At 59.3% G+C, this 17,190-nt stretch carries 17 protein-coding genes; 10 read left to right on the forward strand and 7 right to left on the reverse strand.

What is annotated here, in order from left to right; genetic code table 11:
• Positions 1 to 171 precede the first annotated feature (171 nt).
• Together ACCD00_RS11815 and ACCD00_RS11820 are read left to right on the forward strand one after the other, a co-directional pair.
• Positions 172 to 600 (forward strand): DUF4160 domain-containing protein, encoded by a 429-nt coding sequence (locus tag ACCD00_RS11815; protein ID WP_413424629.1) that lies wholly within the window; start codon positions 172 to 174, stop codon positions 598 to 600.
• On the forward strand, positions 597 to 1,067 hold the full coding sequence (locus tag ACCD00_RS11820) for a DUF2442 domain-containing protein (protein WP_413424631.1): 471 nt from the start codon (positions 597 to 599) through the stop codon (positions 1,065 to 1,067). The genes ACCD00_RS11815 and ACCD00_RS11820 overlap by 4 nt, the downstream gene beginning before the upstream one ends.
• Before the next feature lie 30 nt (positions 1,068 to 1,097).
• On the opposite strand, the gene trmA is transcribed toward ACCD00_RS11820, so the two are convergent.
• Both trmA and ACCD00_RS11830 read right to left on the reverse strand, forming a co-directional pair.
• On the reverse strand, positions 1,098 to 2,177 hold the full coding sequence (gene trmA, locus ACCD00_RS11825; RefSeq protein WP_413424633.1) for a tRNA (uridine(54)-C5)-methyltransferase TrmA: 1,080 nt from the start codon (positions 2,175 to 2,177) through the stop codon (positions 1,098 to 1,100).
• Positions 2,174 to 3,469, reverse strand: coding sequence for an NCS2 family permease (locus ACCD00_RS11830; RefSeq protein WP_008004270.1), 1,296 nt, complete (start codon positions 3,467 to 3,469; stop codon positions 2,174 to 2,176). The genes trmA and ACCD00_RS11830 overlap by 4 nt, the downstream gene beginning before the upstream one ends.
• A 223-nt stretch (positions 3,470 to 3,692) precedes the next feature.
• On the opposite strand from ACCD00_RS11830, the gene ACCD00_RS11835 reads away from it, so the two are divergent.
• Positions 3,693 to 4,139, forward strand: a complete 447-nt coding sequence (locus ACCD00_RS11835) for a DUF4879 domain-containing protein (RefSeq protein ID WP_413424635.1) — start codon at positions 3,693 to 3,695, stop codon at positions 4,137 to 4,139.
• A 71-nt stretch (positions 4,140 to 4,210) separates the two neighbouring features.
• The gene (locus ACCD00_RS11840) at positions 4,211 to 4,762 is read left to right on the forward strand and encodes a DJ-1 family glyoxalase III (RefSeq protein WP_413424637.1); all 552 of its coding nucleotides are present in this window, start codon (positions 4,211 to 4,213) and stop codon (positions 4,760 to 4,762) included.
• A gap of 6 nt (positions 4,763 to 4,768) precedes the next feature.
• On the opposite strand, the gene ACCD00_RS11845 is transcribed toward ACCD00_RS11840, so the two are convergent.
• Positions 4,769 to 6,019, reverse strand: coding sequence for an MFS transporter (locus ACCD00_RS11845; RefSeq protein WP_413424639.1), 1,251 nt, complete (start codon positions 6,017 to 6,019; stop codon positions 4,769 to 4,771).
• Positions 6,020 to 6,518: 499 nt separating this feature from the next.
• On the opposite strand from ACCD00_RS11845, the gene ACCD00_RS11850 reads away from it, so the two are divergent.
• The 3 genes from ACCD00_RS11850 (at position 6,519) to ACCD00_RS11860 (ending at position 9,196) form a co-directional block, all read left to right on the forward strand.
• Positions 6,519 to 7,955: a cytochrome ubiquinol oxidase subunit I gene (locus tag ACCD00_RS11850; RefSeq protein WP_110657142.1), complete on the forward strand. Its 1,437-nt coding sequence runs from the start codon at positions 6,519 to 6,521 to the stop codon at positions 7,953 to 7,955.
• A gap of 3 nt (positions 7,956 to 7,958) precedes the next feature.
• The gene (cydB, locus tag ACCD00_RS11855; protein ID WP_413424641.1) at positions 7,959 to 8,966 is read left to right on the forward strand and encodes a cytochrome d ubiquinol oxidase subunit II; all 1,008 of its coding nucleotides are present in this window, start codon (positions 7,959 to 7,961) and stop codon (positions 8,964 to 8,966) included.
• Between the two features lie 62 nt (positions 8,967 to 9,028).
• Positions 9,029 to 9,196 carry a DUF2474 domain-containing protein gene (locus ACCD00_RS11860; RefSeq protein ID WP_413424643.1) on the forward strand — a complete coding sequence of 56 codons (168 nt, stop codon included), beginning with the start codon at positions 9,029 to 9,031 and terminating at the stop codon, positions 9,194 to 9,196.
• A gap of 64 nt (positions 9,197 to 9,260) precedes the next feature.
• Here ACCD00_RS11860 and ACCD00_RS11865 read toward each other — a convergent pair whose 3' ends face one another.
• Positions 9,261 to 10,385: a methyltransferase gene (locus ACCD00_RS11865; protein ID WP_413424645.1), complete on the reverse strand. Its 1,125-nt coding sequence runs from the start codon at positions 10,383 to 10,385 to the stop codon at positions 9,261 to 9,263.
• A 172-nt stretch (positions 10,386 to 10,557) separates the two neighbouring features.
• Positions 10,558 to 11,271, reverse strand: coding sequence for an autoinducer binding domain-containing protein (locus tag ACCD00_RS11870; protein ID WP_413424647.1), 714 nt, complete (start codon positions 11,269 to 11,271; stop codon positions 10,558 to 10,560).
• Positions 11,272 to 11,574: 303 nt separating this feature from the next.
• On the opposite strand from ACCD00_RS11870, the gene ACCD00_RS11875 reads away from it, so the two are divergent.
• A complete protein-coding gene (locus ACCD00_RS11875) occupies positions 11,575 to 12,351 on the forward strand; it encodes a ferredoxin--NADP reductase (protein WP_413424649.1) in 777 nt (258 codons plus the stop codon).
• Between the two features lie 43 nt (positions 12,352 to 12,394).
• Here ACCD00_RS11875 and mscL read toward each other — a convergent pair whose 3' ends face one another.
• Positions 12,395 to 12,808 (reverse strand): large-conductance mechanosensitive channel protein MscL, encoded by a 414-nt coding sequence (gene mscL, locus ACCD00_RS11880; RefSeq protein WP_413424651.1) that lies wholly within the window; start codon positions 12,806 to 12,808, stop codon positions 12,395 to 12,397.
• A gap of 630 nt (positions 12,809 to 13,438) precedes the next feature.
• Between mscL and radA the strand changes: the two genes are divergently transcribed.
• Positions 13,439 to 14,806 carry a DNA repair protein RadA gene (radA, locus tag ACCD00_RS11885; RefSeq protein WP_057400505.1) on the forward strand — a complete coding sequence of 456 codons (1,368 nt, stop codon included), beginning with the start codon at positions 13,439 to 13,441 and terminating at the stop codon, positions 14,804 to 14,806.
• 145 nt (positions 14,807 to 14,951) lie between these two features.
• On the opposite strand, the gene ACCD00_RS11890 is transcribed toward radA, so the two are convergent.
• Positions 14,952 to 15,320 (reverse strand): PilZ domain-containing protein, encoded by a 369-nt coding sequence (locus tag ACCD00_RS11890; protein ID WP_413424654.1) that lies wholly within the window; start codon positions 15,318 to 15,320, stop codon positions 14,952 to 14,954.
• Between the two features lie 160 nt (positions 15,321 to 15,480).
• Here ACCD00_RS11890 and ACCD00_RS11895 point away from each other — a divergent pair.
• Positions 15,481 to 17,190 (forward strand): carbon starvation CstA family protein (locus ACCD00_RS11895; RefSeq protein WP_413424656.1); only part of this gene is annotated, 1,710 nt, incomplete at its 3' end.

Raw genomic sequence — 17,190 nt, forward strand, 5'->3', positions numbered from 1 at the left:
AGCGCTGTAAAGAAAGGATTTCTTACCAATTCGCGTGGTGTTCCGCAGGTCCGGGAATCGCCAGGACGCTAGCCTGAGGACGGAAGAAACGATTCGACTGCCAATGCCTGTGGTCGGATTTTCCAGGGAATGTCGGATCCACGGATTCATTAACCTAACGGATGGGTTAGCATGAAGGTATGCAGTTTCAAAGGACTGTCGGTAGTGATCATGTTGCGAGACGAGCATTGTCCGCCTCATGCGCATGTGGAAGCGGGTACGTGGAGTGCGAGATTCAGGTTCAGCTTTTGGCACAACGGTGTCGAACTCTGGGATGTTGTTCCGCTTTCGCGTCGGCCACCGTTGGCGGTGCTTGAGGGTTTGCGTCAGTCGCTCAAGCAACCTGCCCATTTGCGGCGCGCCCGGGGTATCTGGTGGCGAAAACTGCAAACGGCCTGCCTTGATAATCAATTGTGGGACTGGCAAAGCAACGAAGTCGTTGTGGTGAAAAGGGTTGTCAGCACCACCAATATGATTGGATCGGCTTGCTACGTACCTGAAACGAACAAGACAGTGCTGTCTCTGGTCGGCACACAGGAAGGTGTGGAGATTGAGTTATGAAAACGATAAAAGCCAAGGTTCAGACCGATAATCCCGTAACGGAAAGTGGCCTGGACAAAGCCATTGAGCGTGGCGAATTACGCAGAAAAAACAGCCTGCAAGCGACGGCGGTCACTTACCTGCCCCCCTGTCTTGCCGTCAGCTTCGAAGACGGCAGCGGCGTATTGTTGCCCGTGGCCAACTATCCGGAGTTCGATGATTTCGAGGTCGAGGATTTCGCCAGTCTGACTTTCGGCTACGCGGGTACTACGCTGTGCCATGAAGGCAAGGACCTGCATGTATCTATCGCCGGGATGATTTCTGCGAGCAAGCCGCTGATGGCCATGGCGGCCTCGGTCGTCGCTTCGCGCAATGGTCGCCAGAGCAGCGCCGCAAAGTCTGAAGCCGCGCGGGCCAACGGCAGGAAAGGCGGGCGCCCGCGCAAGGTCGATGTTGTCTTGCAAGTGCCCACAAAAAAGCCGTCGTGAAGACGGCTTTTTTGTGGCTGGCAGGAACCATCAACGCCGGGTCAGCATCACCCCGGACTCCATGTGATGGGTCCACGGGAACTGGTCGAACATTGCGCACCGGGTGATGCGGTGGGTGTCGTGCAGTTGGGCGATGTTGGCTGCCAGGGTCTGCGGGTTGCAGGAGATGTACAGGATGTTGTCGAAGCGTCGGGTCAGCTCGCAGGTGTCCGGGTCCATGCCGGCGCGGGGCGGGTCGACGAACACGCTGCCGAACTCGTAGCTCTTGAGGTCGATGCCGTGCAGGCGGCGAAACGGGCGCACTTCGTTCAGGGCTTCGGTCAGTTCTTCGGCGGACAAACGCACCAGGGTGACGTTATCCACCGAGTTTTCGCTGAGATTGCTCAGTGCCGCGTTGACCGAGGTCTTGCTGATTTCGGTGGCCAGCACTTTGCGCACGCGGGTGGCGAGCGGCAGGGTGAAGTTGCCGTTGCCGCAATACAGCTCCAGTAAATCATCGGAGCGATCGCCAAGCGCATCGTATGCCCAGTTGAGCATCTTCTGGTTCACCGTACCGTTGGGCTGGGTGAAAGCGCCCTCTGGCTGGCGGAAACTGAAGGTGCGGCCGCCGACGTCCAGTTGCTCGACCACGTAATCGTGGCCGATCACTTCGCGCTTGCCCTTGGAGCGGCCGATGATGCTGACGTTCAGGTCCGCGGCCAGTTTCGAAGCCGCCGTGTGCCAGTGCTCGTCCAGCGGGCGGTGATAGCACAGGGTGATCATCGCGTCGCCGGCCAGTGTGGTCAGGAACTCCACCTGGAACAGCTTGTGGCTCAGGGCCGCGCTGGCTTGCCATGCGGCCTTGAGTTGCGGCATCAACTGGTTGATGCGCAGGCTGGCGATCGGGAACTCTTCGATCAGGATTGGCGTGCGTTTGTCTTCCTGGGAAAACATCGCGTAATGACGCTCGCCGGCCTCGCGCCACAGGCGGAACTCGGCGCGCAGGCGGAAGTTTTTCAGCGGCGAGTCGAAAACGGCTGGCTCGGGTGCATCGAACGGGGCCAGCAGGTCACGCAAGCGCGTGACCTTTTCTTCGAGCTGAACGGCATAGGCCTGGGAATCAAAAGTCATGCGTTGAACCAACCCAGCTTGATCACGAACAGAATCGACAGGATCACCAGCGCCGGGTTCAGCTCACGGCCACGACCGGACATCAGCTTGATGGCGGTCCAGGAAATGAAACCGAAGGCGATGCCATTGGCGATGGAGTAAGTGAACGGCATCGCCAGCGCGGTGATTACGACCGGCGCAGCAACGGTGATGTCGTCCCAGTCTATTTCGGCCAGGCCGGATGTCATCAGCACGGCGACGAACAGCAGCGCCGGTGCGGTGGCGAAGGCTGGAACGCTGGCGGCCAGTGGCGAGAAGAACAGCGCCAGCAGGAACAGGATCGCCACCACGATGGCGGTCAGGCCAGTGCGGCCACCGGCACTCACACCGGCGGCGGATTCGATGTAGCTGGTGGTGGTCGAGGTACCCAGCAGCGATCCGGCCATGGCCGCGGTGCTGTCGGCGATCAGGGCGCGGCCCATTTTTGGCATGTGACCGTCTTTGCGCATCAAACCGGCACGCTTGGCCACACCGATCAAAGTACCGGAGTTATCGAACAGGTCGACGAACAGGAACGCAAAAATCACGCTGACCAGACCGATGTCCAGTGCGCCCTTGATGTCCAGTTGCAGGAAGGTCGGGGCCAGCGACGGTGGCATCGACATCACGCCGCCGAACGGGGTGAAGCCCATCACGATCGAAACGATGGTCACCACCAGAATGCCGATCAGCACCGCACCGCGCACGGCAAGGGCTTCAAGCGCGACGATCAGGGCAAAACCGAGGGTGGCGAGGATCGGCGCCGGTTGTTTCAGGTCACCGAGGCCGACCATGGTCGCCGGGTTGCTGACCACGATACCGGCGTTGTGCAGGGCGATCAGCGCCAGGAACAGGCCGATGCCGGCAGCAATCGCCGAGCGCAACGGTAGCGGGATGCTGTTGATGATCCATTCACGGATGCGGAAGATCGACAGCAGGAAGAAACACACCGCCGAGATGAACACCGCGCCCAGTGCCACTTGCCAGGTATGGCCCATGTGCAGGACCACGGTGTAGGTAAAGAAGGCGTTCAGGCCCATGCCCGGTGCGAGGGCGATCGGGTAGTTGGCGATCAGGCCCATGGTCGTCGAGCCGATGGCAGCTGCCAGGCAGGTGGCGACAAACACCGCGCCCTTGTCCATGCCGGTCTCGCCGAGGATGCTCGGGTTGACGAACAGAATGTAGGCCATGGCCAAAAAGGTCGTGACGCCCGCCAGAATCTCGGTCCGCACGTTGGTGTTGTGTGCCTTGAGTTGAAACAGCCTTTCCAGCATGTCTGCTCCCCGTGGCGCGCCGGGCGCCGTGAATGTATCGACCTCAACAGCAAAGCACAGGCAGCAGAACGCGCCTGGAAATTACTGTGGGCCGGAAAAAGCCGCGCATCATACCAGTAGCTTGGGAATATGGCTGCTTATGGCGGTGATCGTCGTCGATGTTTTGCGACAAAGCCAAGTGCGCCATACTGCGCGCTGGTTTTTTGGGGTGGATGGGTCCTGCATGAAAAAGCGTCTGGTTGCCGCCTTCGGAGTATGGATGGCGTTGTTTCTCGGGGCGCAAACGGCCGTGGCGGCCTCAGCTCCGCCGCTGACGCAATTGAAAGTACTCAAAGTCGCGTCGCCTTCCTGTGGAGTCGAGAACATCGACGAAGGGCAAACCCGGACCCGCTGCGATCACAATGGCCCGAACATCACGGTGTACGTGCTGGAAGTGGGTTATGGACGCGAGGCCCATGTCGCCCTGGACGGTTTCGAAGTGAATGGCACCCGCACACCGGTCTGCGCGTTCAAGAACGGCAACCTGACCAGTTGCACCCCCGGGGAAAAAACCGTTGGCTATCTGTATGCCCTCGATCTGGCGGGCAAGCAGGAAGGCACGCTGACCTTCAGCAATACTTCGATCAACGCCCCCGGCAACACGATGTCGACGCAGCTTTATATCCAGTAACCAACTCACGTATCGAACAAGGGTCAGGAAAGCTGACTACGCTTACAAGATCATTCCGTGGACAGTGCCCGATGACCTTTAGAGCCTTGATTGCCCTTGCCGAGGGCACCGACGACCTGCAAACCGTGACCCTGATCGACGTACTGCGCCGCGCCAAAGTAGAAGTGGTGGTGGCCAGTATCGAAGGGCGGCGCATGCTCACCTGCGCCCGCGGTACACGCCTGACGTCCGATGCGATGCTGGTGGACTTGCTGGCGCAGCCCTTCGACCTGATCGCCTTGCCGGGTGGTGCGGTGGGTTCGCAGCACCTGGCAGCACACCACCCCCTGCAACAATTGATCAAGGATCAGGCGGCAGCCGGTCGCCTGTTCGCCGGCATCGCCGAAGCGCCTGCCGTGGCGCTGCAGGCCTATGGCGTATTGCGTCAGCGACGCATGACTTGCCTGCCCTCGGCCAGCCATCAACTGTCGGGCTGCACCTTCGTCGATCAGCCAGTGGTGGTCGACGGCAATTGCATCACCGCCCAAGGCTCGGCTGCCGCATTGGCATTTGCCCTGGCGCTGGTGGAACAACTCTGCGGAAACGCCACACGCACGGCGGTGGCGGGGGAGTTGTTGGTTTAGATAACTTCAGGCTTTCGCTTCTTCCTTCTCTTCATCTTTAGCCACGTGCATGCGATCGCGGCTGGCCAGTGTCGGGAACAGTTTGACCCACACCCCGGTCACCACAAGTGTGCCGATCCCGCCCATGACCACGGCTGGCACGGTACCGAACCAGTGGGCGGTCAGGCCTGATTCGAATTCTCCCAGCTGGTTCGAAGCACCGATGAACAGACCGTTCACGGCGCTGACCCGGCCGCGCATTTCGTCCGGGGTTTCCAGTTGAACGAACGAGGCGCGGATCACCATGCTGATCATGTCTGCCGCGCCCAACACCACCAACACCGCCAGGGAAAACCAGAACGAGGTCGACAGGCCGAAGGCGATGGTTGCCACGCCGAAGATGCCCACGGCGGTAAACATCACCCGTCCGACATTGCGTTCCACGGCAAACCGCGCAAGCAACAGCGACATCAGCAGCGCACCCACTGCCGGTGCCGAGCGCAACAAGCCCAGGCCCCACGGGCCGGTTAGCAGGATGTCCTTGGCGAACACCGGCAGCAGCGCCGTCGCGCCGCCCAATAGCACCGCGAACAGATCGAGGGAGATCGCCCCGAGAATGTCCGGACGACTGCGGATAAAGCGAATGCCCGCCAGCAGTGAATCCAGAGTGGCCTTGCCCTTGTTCAGCGGGGTTTGCCGGGCTGGCAGGTTGAGCATCAGCGAACAGGCGATGACATACAGCAGCACCGTCGGACCATACACCCAGACGCTGCCGAAGGCATAGAGCAAGCCGCCGAGGGCCGGGGCGACGATGGTTGCCGATTGCTGGGCCGATTGCGCGGCGGCCACCGCACGGGGAAACAGTGCGCTGGGCACGATGCTTGGTAGCAGGGCCTGGGTGGTCGGCATTTCAAAGGAGCGAGCGCCGCCGAGCAGGAAGGCCAGGATAAAGATCATTTCCCGGGTGACATGGTCGGTCGCGCTGCCGATGGCCAGCGACAGGGCGATCAGTGCCTGCAAGGACTGGCAGATTGCCGCGACCTTACGCCGGTCATAGCGGTCGGCGACGTGCCCGGTGTGCAGCATGAACAGCACGCGCGGGGCGAACTCGACCAGGCCGACCAGGCCCAGGTCAAGCACGTTGCCGGTCAATTGATACAGGTTCCAGCCGATGGCCACGGTGAGCATCTGGAAGCCGCTGGCGGTGAAAATCCGGGCCAGCCAGAACGCGAGAAAAGGGCGATGGTGACGTAACAGCAAGGGCTCTTGGCTGGGCATCTGCGGGAAAATCTGGGGAGAGGGGAACGGCGAGATTAGCATCAACCTGTAACAGGAAGTTGCCATGACAAAAAATTTAGTTAGCCAGACATCGAATTCAGTAGCACTACCAATCCCTGTGGGAGCGGGCTTGCTCGCGAAGAGGACGGCACATCCGGCATTGAAGTCGACTGACACTCCGCCTTCGTCGGAACGCCGCCCGGAGCAAGTCCGCTCCCACAGGAAATGTATTTCAGCTTGTGACCAAGGCCGTGAGGCAACTTGTCACGCGGCAAAAGACCACGCGGTTCATGCCCGAAAATGGGACTACTCTTTCAACGTTGATTGATCCAGATCAAAACCCGCAAAAGGAATTGATCCGGCGGCCGCAAGGCCAGACTCCCTGCGTTGTGATGCGTGCAGAAAAAGAACAAAAAGGGATTCGCCACACTCCATACCCGTGGGGGCCGTGGGTGCAGGCTTCCAGCCGGCAGCCGTACTACCTGACAGAGGAAGACTTATGTTCGGTTTAGAGGCACTTGATCTCGCCCGAATCCAGTTCGCGTTCACCATCTCGTTCCACATCCTGTTTCCGGCCATCACCATCGGCCTGGCGAGTTACCTGGCGGTACTCGAAGGCCTCTGGCTGAAAACCCATAACGACACCTACCGTGACCTCTACCATTTCTGGTCGAAGATCTTTGCCGTCAACTTCGGCATGGGGGTGGTTTCCGGCCTGGTAATGGCCTATCAGTTCGGCACCAACTGGAGCCGCTTCTCGGACTTCGCCGGTTCCGTGACCGGGCCGTTGCTGACCTATGAAGTGCTCACGGCATTCTTCCTCGAGGCCGGGTTCCTCGGCGTCATGCTGTTTGGCTGGAACAAGGTCGGGCGTGGCCTGCACTTCTTCGCCACCGTGATGGTCGCTATCGGTACGCTGATCTCGACCTTCTGGATTCTCGCCTCCAACAGCTGGATGCAGACCCCGCAGGGCTTCGAGATCGTCAACGGTCAGGTCATCCCCACCGACTGGCTGGCCATTATCTTCAACCCCTCGTTCCCCTATCGCCTGATGCACATGGCCACGGCGGCGTTCGTAGCCACGGCCTTCTTCGTCGGTTCCTCCGCGGCCTGGCATTTGCTGCGCGGCAAGGACAACCCTGCGATCCGCAAAATGCTCTCGATGGCCATGTGGATGGCGTTGATCGTGGCGCCGATCCAGGCGGTCATTGGCGACTTCCACGGCCTCAACACGCTTGAGCATCAGCCGGCGAAAATCGCCGCGATCGAGGGGCACTGGGAAAACAAAGGCAATGAGGCGACTCCGTTGATTCTGTTCGGCTGGCCGGACATGAAAGAGGAGAAGACCAAGTTCGCCGTTGAGATTCCGTATCTTGGCAGCCTGATCCTCACGCATTCCCTGGATAAACAGGTGCCGGCCCTCAAGGAGTTCCCGCCTGAAGACCGGCCAAACTCGACCATTGTGTTCTGGTCGTTCCGGATCATGGTGGGCCTGGGCTTCCTGATGATCTTCACAGGGTTGTGGAGCCTGTGGCTGCGCAAGCGTGACACCCTCTATACCTCGCGGCCGTTCCTGTACCTGGCGTTGTGGATGGGGCCGTCAGGCCTGATCGCGATCCTCGCCGGCTGGTTCACCACGGAAATCGGCCGTCAGCCGTGGGTGGTCTACGGCCTGATGCGTACGGCGGATGCGTCGTCCAACCATAGCTTCATGCAGATGAGCATCACCCTGATCCTGTTTGTCGTGGTTTATTTCGCGCTGTTTGGCGCCGGTCTTGGCTACATGATGCGCCTGGTGCGCAAGGGACCGAAGATCGACGAGGGCAAGGAAACCAACGACGGCGGCCCCGGCCAGAAACGCACACCGGCCCGTCCGTTGTCCGCAGCCGACGACGATCACGCCGATGCCGGCCACAGCCTGACCAAGGAGATTTGAATCATGGGTATTGATCTTCCGCTGATCTGGGCCGTGATCATCATCTTCGGCATCATGATGTACGTGGTCATGGACGGTTTCGACTTGGGCATCGGCATTCTCTTCCCGTTCATTCCGGGCAAGACGGATCGCGATGTGATGATGAACACCGTCGCCCCGGTCTGGGACGGCAACGAGACCTGGCTGGTGTTGGGTGGCGCGGCGTTGTTCGGCGCGTTTCCGCTGGCCTATTCGGTGGTGCTCTCGGCGTTGTACCTGCCGCTGATCCTGATGTTGATCGGGTTGATCTTCCGCGGTGTGGCCTTCGAGTTCCGCTTCAAGGCCAGGGATGACAAGCGTCACCTGTGGGACAAGGCGTTCATCGGTGGCTCGATCACTGCGACGTTCTTCCAGGGCGTTGCGCTCGGTGCGTTCATCGATGGACTGCCGGTGGTCAACCGGCAGTTCGCCGGTGGTTCACTGGACTGGCTGACACCGTTCACGATGTTCTGTGGTGCGGCGCTGGTGGTGGCCTATGCGTTGCTCGGTTGCACCTGGCTGATCATGAAGACCGAAGGCAAGTTGCAGGAACAGATGCATGACCTGGCTCGGCCATTGGCTTACGTGCTGCTGGCGGTGATCGGCATCGTCAGCATCTGGACCCCGTTGGCTCACGCAGAAATCGCCGCACGCTGGTTCACCATGCCGAATCTGTTCTGGTTCATGCCGGTGCCGATTCTGGTGCTGGTGACGATGTACGGCCTGATCCGCGCTGTGGCCCGCAACGCTCACTACACGCCGTTCCTGCTGACCCTGGTGCTGATCTTCCTCGGTTACAGCGGGTTGGGCATCAGCCTGTGGCCGAACATCATCCCGCCGTCGATCTCGATTTGGGATGCTGCCGCGCCACCGCAAAGCCAGGGCTTCATGCTGGTGGGCACGCTGTTCATCATCCCGTTCATCCTGGGCTACACCTTCTGGAGCTACTACGTGTTCCGCGGCAAGGTCACCCATGAAGACGGCTATCACTAGCCCCATGGAACCCTGCGATGGTGCCGCAATCGGCGCCATCGCACTGAAGGAGGATCAAAGCAATGAGCGGCAAAGATTCCCTGCACGACATTGAAGAAGCCGAAAAAAAGCCGCTGTGGCAGCGGCTAGGCTGGTTGGCCCTGATCTGGGCTGGCAGCGTGGGCGCCTTGTTCATCGTCGCCAGCCTGATGCGTCTGTTCATGAACGCGGCCGGCCTGACCACGCACTGACATCTCTCCCGTAGCCTCAAGGCACGGATTTATAACCCTCCGACCGGAGGGTTTTTTTTGCCTGTTACTTACGCGCCTTGAGGATCACGAATTTCGGATTGGCTGCCACTTGCTCGACACCACGGAACAATCGCGCCAGCTTGCTGTGGTAGCCCAGGTGACGATTGCCGACGATGTAAAGCGCGCCGCCCACGACCAACGCTTCGCGCGCTTGCTGGAACATCCGCCAGGCCAGGAAGTCGCCGACCACTTGTTGTTGGTGAAACGGTGGATTGCACAGCACGACATCAAGCGATTGCGGCTCCTGGCCGGCCAGGCCATCGCCGGCACGCACGGTCACTTCCCGTTCACCCAACGCTGCGCGCCAGTTTTCGCAGGCCGATTGCACGGCCATGAAAGATTCGTCCACCAGTGTGTAGCGGGCCTCGGGGTTTTGCAGGGCGCTGGCGATGGCCAGAACGCCATTGCCGCAACCGAGATCGGCGACCCGCGCCGAGCCGAGGTTTTTCGGCAGGTGTGGCAAAAACGCCCGGGTACCAATGTCCAGGCCTTCGCGGCAAAACACATTGGCGTGGTTGAGCAGTTCGATAGCCGGTTCGTCGAGTCTGTATCGCGTCGGGTAAGGCGACACGGCTGGTGCTTTGTCTTGAGCAGTGGCAATCAATAGCCGCGCTTTCTTCACGGCCAACGAGGCTTGCACTGGGCCGATGTAGCGCTCCAGCAAGTCGCCCGCCGCCCGGGGCAGATGTTTGATCATGGCCGCGGCAACCACTTGGGCGCCGGGCGCCAGTTGGTCCTGCAGGCGGATCAGTTGTTCCTCCAACAGCGCCAGGGTTTTCGGCACACGGATCAGCACGCAGTCGAACGGCCCGACAAGGGCCTCGCTGGCGGGGACGCCCGGTACCGCATCAAACGCCAGGCCGTTACGCACCAGGTTCTTTTCCAGGCCCTGGAAGGCCAGGAACGAATCACCGCTGCTGACCACCCGGACCTTACCCGCCAGGCTGGCCGCCAGCGCGCCGAAACTGTCATTGAGGACCAATACCCGGGTGTCTGACGCCGGCTGCTGTTCGGCCAGATGATTGAGCAGGTATTCATCGGCCGCATCGAAAGCTTGCAGCGGTTCGTTCTGCTGTTCGGGCTGGCGGATCAGGTCGAGGCTGGCGAAGGGTGTTTCGAGCAAAGGCATGGGGGGGCTCTGGGTAATCAACTGATGTCCCGCTACCCTAAGGCGTAGGAGCGGGCGGAGCCGTCCGAGTGTACTGCGCCGTGAAGGTCTACACGCTATCACTCAGGAGGGACCGCAAATGGTACGTTTTTTTTGCCTGGATTACCCGCAGGTTTTCCCGCAGTCGGGCTTTTCAGATGGCTCCGGACCGTGCCGCGGCGATGACGGCCGCAATCTTGTTGTTGACGCCAAGCTTCTCGATAGCCCTGTGTACATGAAAGTTGACTGTGCGCTCACTCAAATTGAGGATCCTGGCAATTTCATAGGCCGTCTTGCCATCGGCCGACAGTTTCAACACTTCAAGTTCCCGCCGTGACAAGGGGGGAATCTGAGGGGGAGCCGGTTTTTTCGGTTGCATTGCGATTGCCAGAGCGTGCAGATGGCGACTGATGAACACCGAGAACCCAAGATTCTCGTACAGCTCAAAAGCGGAAATGGGGCAATGGCTCCTGGCCAGGCTGAGAATACTGCGCAGGCCTGTTTCCTCATCGTGGATCGCCTGGGACCAGCCATGCTGCAAACCTTGTTGCTGCAACAACTGCCATAGCCATGGTGTCCTGGAAAAAAGCTCCTCGCTCCAGAGAACAGGCAATAATGAATGATTGCAATGAGCCATTACCGGATCTATTTGCGAGACGTGGTTTTTTTCATATTGGGTATTCCACTCATGAGGGAAATTGTTCAGGTTCACCGTACTGGCGTCGATCCCGACTGAGTTTGAAGTAATTGAAAAGCCACAGAATTTATATCCAAGGTTTTTGGCAAAATTGAGCGCGATTCGATAGGCCGTATTGATCTCTTGCGTATGCGCCAATTGCTTGAGCTGTGACTCTTTCCAGATCTCCATAGAATGATCTCCATAAGTGTGTCTTTTGGGTGAAGAATTGGATCCAAAATGCGGCACGTGACGAGTGTAGGACAGTTCCTACGGTGCTGGTGCAACAAATTTGCTCTTTTGGCTGTTGGAAAAGTGTATTTAAGGTTCTTAGGCAATTGATGAGTTAAAAAATCCATATGTCATTTTATATCTATGGTTGGGCGTAATATTTTGTAACAAGTCGCTGGTGCAGATTAATGTCACTACAAACTGTCGGTGTTTACGCTGCTTTCTTTGCGGGACACTGGGGGTGTCTTTTGATTGGAGCCTTCCATGTCCGTCAGTGAAGAAAAATTTACGCGTCAGACCTTGCGCGAGGTTCATCCGTTGACCCCGAACCTGTTTACCCTGCGCGCCACCCGGGATGCAGGGTTTCGTTTTCGGGCGGGGCAGTTTGCCCGATTGGGTGTCACCAAGGCTGATGGCAGCACGGTATGGCGTGCCTACTCCATGGTGTCCTCGCCCTTTGACGAGTTCCTCGAGTTCTTTTCCATTGTCGTACCGGGCGGTGAGTTCACCAGCGAACTGTGCCGACTGGGCGTTGACGATACATTACTGGTCGACCGCCAGGCTTTCGGCTACCTGACGCTGGACCGTTTTGTCGATGGACGCGATCTGTGGTTGTTATCCACAGGCACGGGCCTGGCGCCGTTCCTGTCGATACTCCAGGACTTCGAAGTCTGGGAGAGATTCGAGCGGATCATCCTGGTCTACAGCGTTCGCGAAGCCCGGGAACTGGCTTATCAGGAGCTGATCGCAGGGTTGGCGCAACGTGAGTATCTGGCGGAGTACACACACAAACTGCAGTTCATCACCACGGTCACTCGTGAGCAGCATCCTGGCGCATTGAACGGGCGTATCACCACGTTGATTGAAAACGGCGAGCTGGAGCGTGTCGCGGGTGTTGCGCTGACGCCTGAGCACTCACGGGTCATGCTGTGCGGCAATCCGCAGATGATCGATGACACGCGCAAGCTGCTTAAACAGCGGGACATGCACTTGAGCCTCAGTCGGCGACCCGGCCAGGTGGCGGTGGAAAACTTCTGGTAAGAAAAACGGCGCCTCAAAGCGCCGTTTTTTTTCGCTAATGAAGTCAAGGCCGGTTGTTCTGGGCCTTGAGCAAGTCGCGGATTTCGCCCAGCAATTCTTCTTCCTTGGTGGGAACCGGCGGCAGGCTAGGGGCCACGGCCTCTTCGCGCTTCAGGCGGTTGATGGCCTTGACGCCCATGAAAATCGCAAAGGCGACGATGACGAAGTCGATGATGGTCTGGATGAATTTGCCATACGCCAGCACCACCGCTGGAGTTGCGCCTTCTGCTGCCTTGAGCGTTATGGCCAGATCACTGAAGTCCACGCCACCGATCAGCATCCCGATTGGCGGCATGACCAGGTCACCGACAAACGACGTAACGATCTTGCCGAAGGCTGCACCGATAATGATGCCGACGGCCATGTCGACCACGTTGCCTTTGACCGCGAAGGCCTTGAACTCGTTAAGCACGCCCATAGGTTATTTCCTTGTTACAGATGAGGTTGATAAGCGCAGTGTAAATCAGCAAATCGCATCCTGCTCGAGTCAAGTGCCTGTTGTGCTTGCCAGCAATCGACCCGGGCGGTGTTGAAAAAATCACCGATCGATCTCATGTGTGGGCTGGTCAGCCATTCTGAGGCAGTTCGAATACGACTTTTCTCAACGACAGGGCGTCGTTTGTTTCAGCGAACCAGAGTTGAGAGACCATCCCTGAGTCGGGCCGTTTAAGTTGAACGCGCAGCTGGTGGTCAGGAGGCTGTATTTAGAACTAGTGCGTTTGTAGTTGTATTAACTGTTTCGTTAGTTCTGGAGGGCTAGAAAGTTATGTATTGCTCGGAGCGGATAGCTGTGTTTTGTTTAATTGATTTTGCACTAAATGTGTAACTGAATAAAGTTTGTATAGGTTTTCAAGTCGTTCAGTAAGGCGTGTCTCTAGTGTTTGTCGGGCGTGCGTGGAAAAACTTATACAAGTTTTTGTAGGGGGGCGTATATCGGTATGCCTGAGCCTGTTGAAATATTTTGAAAATATTAAACGGGTTGCAAAGTACCTGACCGTACTCGCGCGCCTTGGCTGAGCTATCATCGCGTTTTTTTCCGGGGGTTCCGATGGCCAAGGCCAAGCGCATGTATGGCTGCACCGAGTGCGGCTCAACCTTCCCCAAATGGGCCGGCCAGTGCGGTGAGTGCGGGGCCTGGAACACGCTCACCGAAACCATGGTGGAAAGCGGCGGGGCAGCTGCCCCCAGCGGTCGTACCGGCTGGGCCGGCCAGCAGGCGCAGATCAAGACCCTGGCCGAAGTCAGTGTCGAAGAAATTCCGCGTTTCTCCACCGCTTCCAGCGAACTCGACCGGGTTTTGGGTGGTGGTCTGGTGGATGGCTCGGTGGTGCTGATCGGTGGCGACCCGGGCATCGGCAAGTCGACCATTCTGTTGCAAACCCTGTGCAACCTCGCCAAGAGCATGCCGGCGTTGTACGTCACCGGTGAAGAGTCCCAGCAGCAAGTGGCCATGCGTGCACGGCGCCTGGGGTTGCCTCAGGATCAACTGCGGGTCATGACCGAAACCTGCATCGAAGCCATCATTGCCACGGCCCGTCAGGAAAAGCCCAGGGTGATGGTGATCGACTCGATCCAGACGATCTTTACCGAGCAACTGCAATCGGCCCCGGGTGGTGTATCCCAGGTACGTGAAAGCGCGGCGTTACTGGTGCGTTATGCCAAACAGAGCGGTACGGCGATCTTCCTGGTGGGCCACGTCACCAAGGAAGGCGCGCTGGCGGGCCCTCGGGTGCTGGAACACATGGTCGACACCGTGCTGTATTTCGAGGGTGAGTCCGATGGGCGCCTGCGTCTGCTGAGGGCGGTGAAGAACCGCTTCGGTGCCGTCAATGAATTGGGCGTGTTCGGCATGACCGACAAAGGCCTGAAAGAAGTCTCCAATCCGTCGGCGATTTTTCTGACCCGCGCCCAGGAAGAAGTCCCGGGCAGTGTGGTGATGGCAACGTGGGAAGGCACGCGGCCGATGCTGGTGGAGGTTCAGGCGCTGGTGGACGACAGTCACCTGGCCAACCCGCGTCGGGTCACGCTGGGGCTGGATCAGAACCGGCTGGCGATGTTGCTGGCGGTGCTGCACCGTCACGGTGGCATTCCGACCCACGATCAGGACGTGTTCCTCAACGTGGTCGGTGGGGTCAAGGTGCTGGAAACGGCGTCCGACCTGGCCTTGATGGCGGCGGTGATGTCCAGTTTGCGCAACCGGCCGTTGCCCCACGATCTGCTGGTGTTCGGTGAAGTCGGGCTGTCCGGTGAAGTGCGTCCGGTGCCTAGCGGTCAGGAGCGATTGAAAGAAGCTGCCAAGCACGGCTTCAAGCGGGCCATCGTGCCCAAGGGTAATGCGCCGAAGGAGGCTCCGGCAGGGTTGCAGATCATTGCCGTTACTCGCCTGGAGCAGGCCTTGGATGCGTTGTTCGAATAATCTGCAGGGGAAACACAAACCCTGTGGGAGCGGGCTTGGTCCGGGCGGCGTTCCGACGAAAGCGGTGTGTCAGTCAACGGAGATGCTGAATGTAACGGCCTCTTCGCGAGTAAGCCCGCTCCCACACTGGATGGTTGCCGGGCGGTCAGACTTCGATCAGGGCACCCAGTTCGCGCTCAAGCTCCTGCTGGTCGCCCAGATTTAGCTCGATCAACCGCCGCAGGCGCCCGATGGATTCCAGGCTGATGTGCCGGCAAACAAAGCCAAGTTGGCCATGGTCGTCATGGGCCAGTTGCACATCCATGGTGATGTCGGCCTCTTCGCTCAGATGTATGTCGACCAGAAAATCCTGCTGCGGGTTGCCCAACCAAGGATCGGGACGCTCGATCAATAACCCCTTGAGCGACAGATCAACCAACTTCACCGACCAGGTGGACTCACCCTGACTCAGCTCGGTTCGTGCATCGAACGCAATACGTTTGAAGCGGCGACGTTCGGCAGGGTGCTCGCTCATGGCGCGATCCTCGGAAATGTACGCTGACTATAGACCCGCCTGATCAAAGGCTGCCAGCGCGTGCAGGTGTCCAGACCAATGTCGGGGTATGGCCTTTGCCGTCAGGAGCGCTAAACTCGGGGTGGCTGTCTTTCTTGTCCACTCTGGCTGGAATAATAAAATGAAAAATAATAATAGCCCGCTACGCCATCTGCCTTGGCTGGTGCTGGCAATCGTAGGTGCGTGTGCCTTGGGTGTCGTGGCACTGCGCCGAGGCGAGGCCATCAACGCCTTGTGGATTGTGGTCGCTGCCGTGGCCATCTATCTGGTCGCCTATCGCTACTACAGTCTGTTCATCGCCAACAATGTCATGCAACTCGATGCGCGCCGGGCCACTCCCGCTGTGCTCAACAATGACGGTCTGGACTACGTTCCGACCAACAAACACATTCTTTTTGGTCACCACTTCGCAGCCATCGCCGGTGCAGGTCCGCTGGTCGGTCCGGTGCTGGCGGCGCAGATGGGCTACCTGCCCGGCACGCTGTGGCTGATCGCCGGCGTGGTGCTGGCCGGTGCCGTCCAGGACTTCATGGTCCTGTTCATGTCCACCCGCCGCAACGGTCGCTCCCTGGGCGACATGGTCCGTGAAGAAATGGGCCGCATCCCCGGTACCATCGCGCTGTTCGGCTGCTTCCTGATCATGATCATCATCCTCGCGGTGCTGGCGCTGATCGTCGTGAAGGCCCTGGCCGAAAGCCCCTGGGGCATTTTCACGGTGATGGCGACCATCCCGATCGCGATGTTCATGGGCGTCTACATGCGCTACATCCGCCCCGGTCGCATCGGCGAAATCTCGGTGATCGGCGTGGTGCTGCTGCTCGGTTCGATCTGGCTCGGTGGGCAGATTGCCGCGGATCCGGTGTGGGCCAAGGCGTTCAGCTTCACTGGCGTACAAATCACCTGGATGCTGATCGGCTACGGTTTTGTCGCGGCGGTGTTGCCGGTATGGCTGATCCTGGCGCCGCGTGACTACCTGTCGACCTTCCTGAAAATCGGCACCATCGTGGCCCTGGCCATCGGCATCCTGGTGACCATGCCCGAGCTGAAAATGCCGGCGCTGACCCAGTTCATCGACGGCACCGGCCCGGTATGGAAGGGCGGTCTGTTCCCGTTCCTGTTCATCACCATCGCCTGTGGCGCGGTCTCGGGTTTCCATGCGCTGATCTCTTCCGGTACTACACCGAAACTGCTGGATAACGAAACCAACGCCCGCTACATCGGTTACGGCGGCATGCTGATGGAATCGTTCGTGGCGATCATGGCCATGGTCGCCGCGTCGGTGATCGAGCCAGGCGTGTACTTCGCCATGAACAGCCCGGCTGCCGTGGTTGGCGGTGATGTGGTGGCGGTAGCGACAGCGGTCAGCAACTGGGGCTTTGCCATCACGCCGGAAGCGTTGCAGGCGGTGGCCCATGACATCGGTGAAACCACCATCCTGGCCCGTGCCGGTGGTGCGCCGACCCTGGCGGTGGGGATCGCACAGATCCTGCACAGTGTTCTGCCGGGTGAAAACACCATGGCGTTCTGGTACCACTTCGCGATCCTGTTCGAAGCGCTGTTCATCCTGACCGCGGTCGACGCCGGTACCCGTGCCGGGCGCTTTATGCTTCAGGACTTGCTCGGTTCGTTCGTGCCGGCCCTGCGCCGCACCGAATCCTGGACCGCCAACCTGATCGCCACCGCCGGTTGCGTGGCCATGTGGGGCTGGTTGCTGTACCAAGGGGTGATCGACCCGCTGGGCGGTATCAACACCTTGTGGCCGCTGTTCGGTATCTCCAACCAGATGCTGGCCGGTATCGCGCTGATGCTCGGCACCGTGGTGCTGATCAAG

It is taken from the genome of Pseudomonas sp. Pseusp3 (genome assembly GCF_047304225.1).
In the GTDB taxonomy this organism is placed as follows: domain Bacteria; phylum Pseudomonadota; class Gammaproteobacteria; order Pseudomonadales; family Pseudomonadaceae; genus Aquipseudomonas; species Aquipseudomonas fluorescens_CD.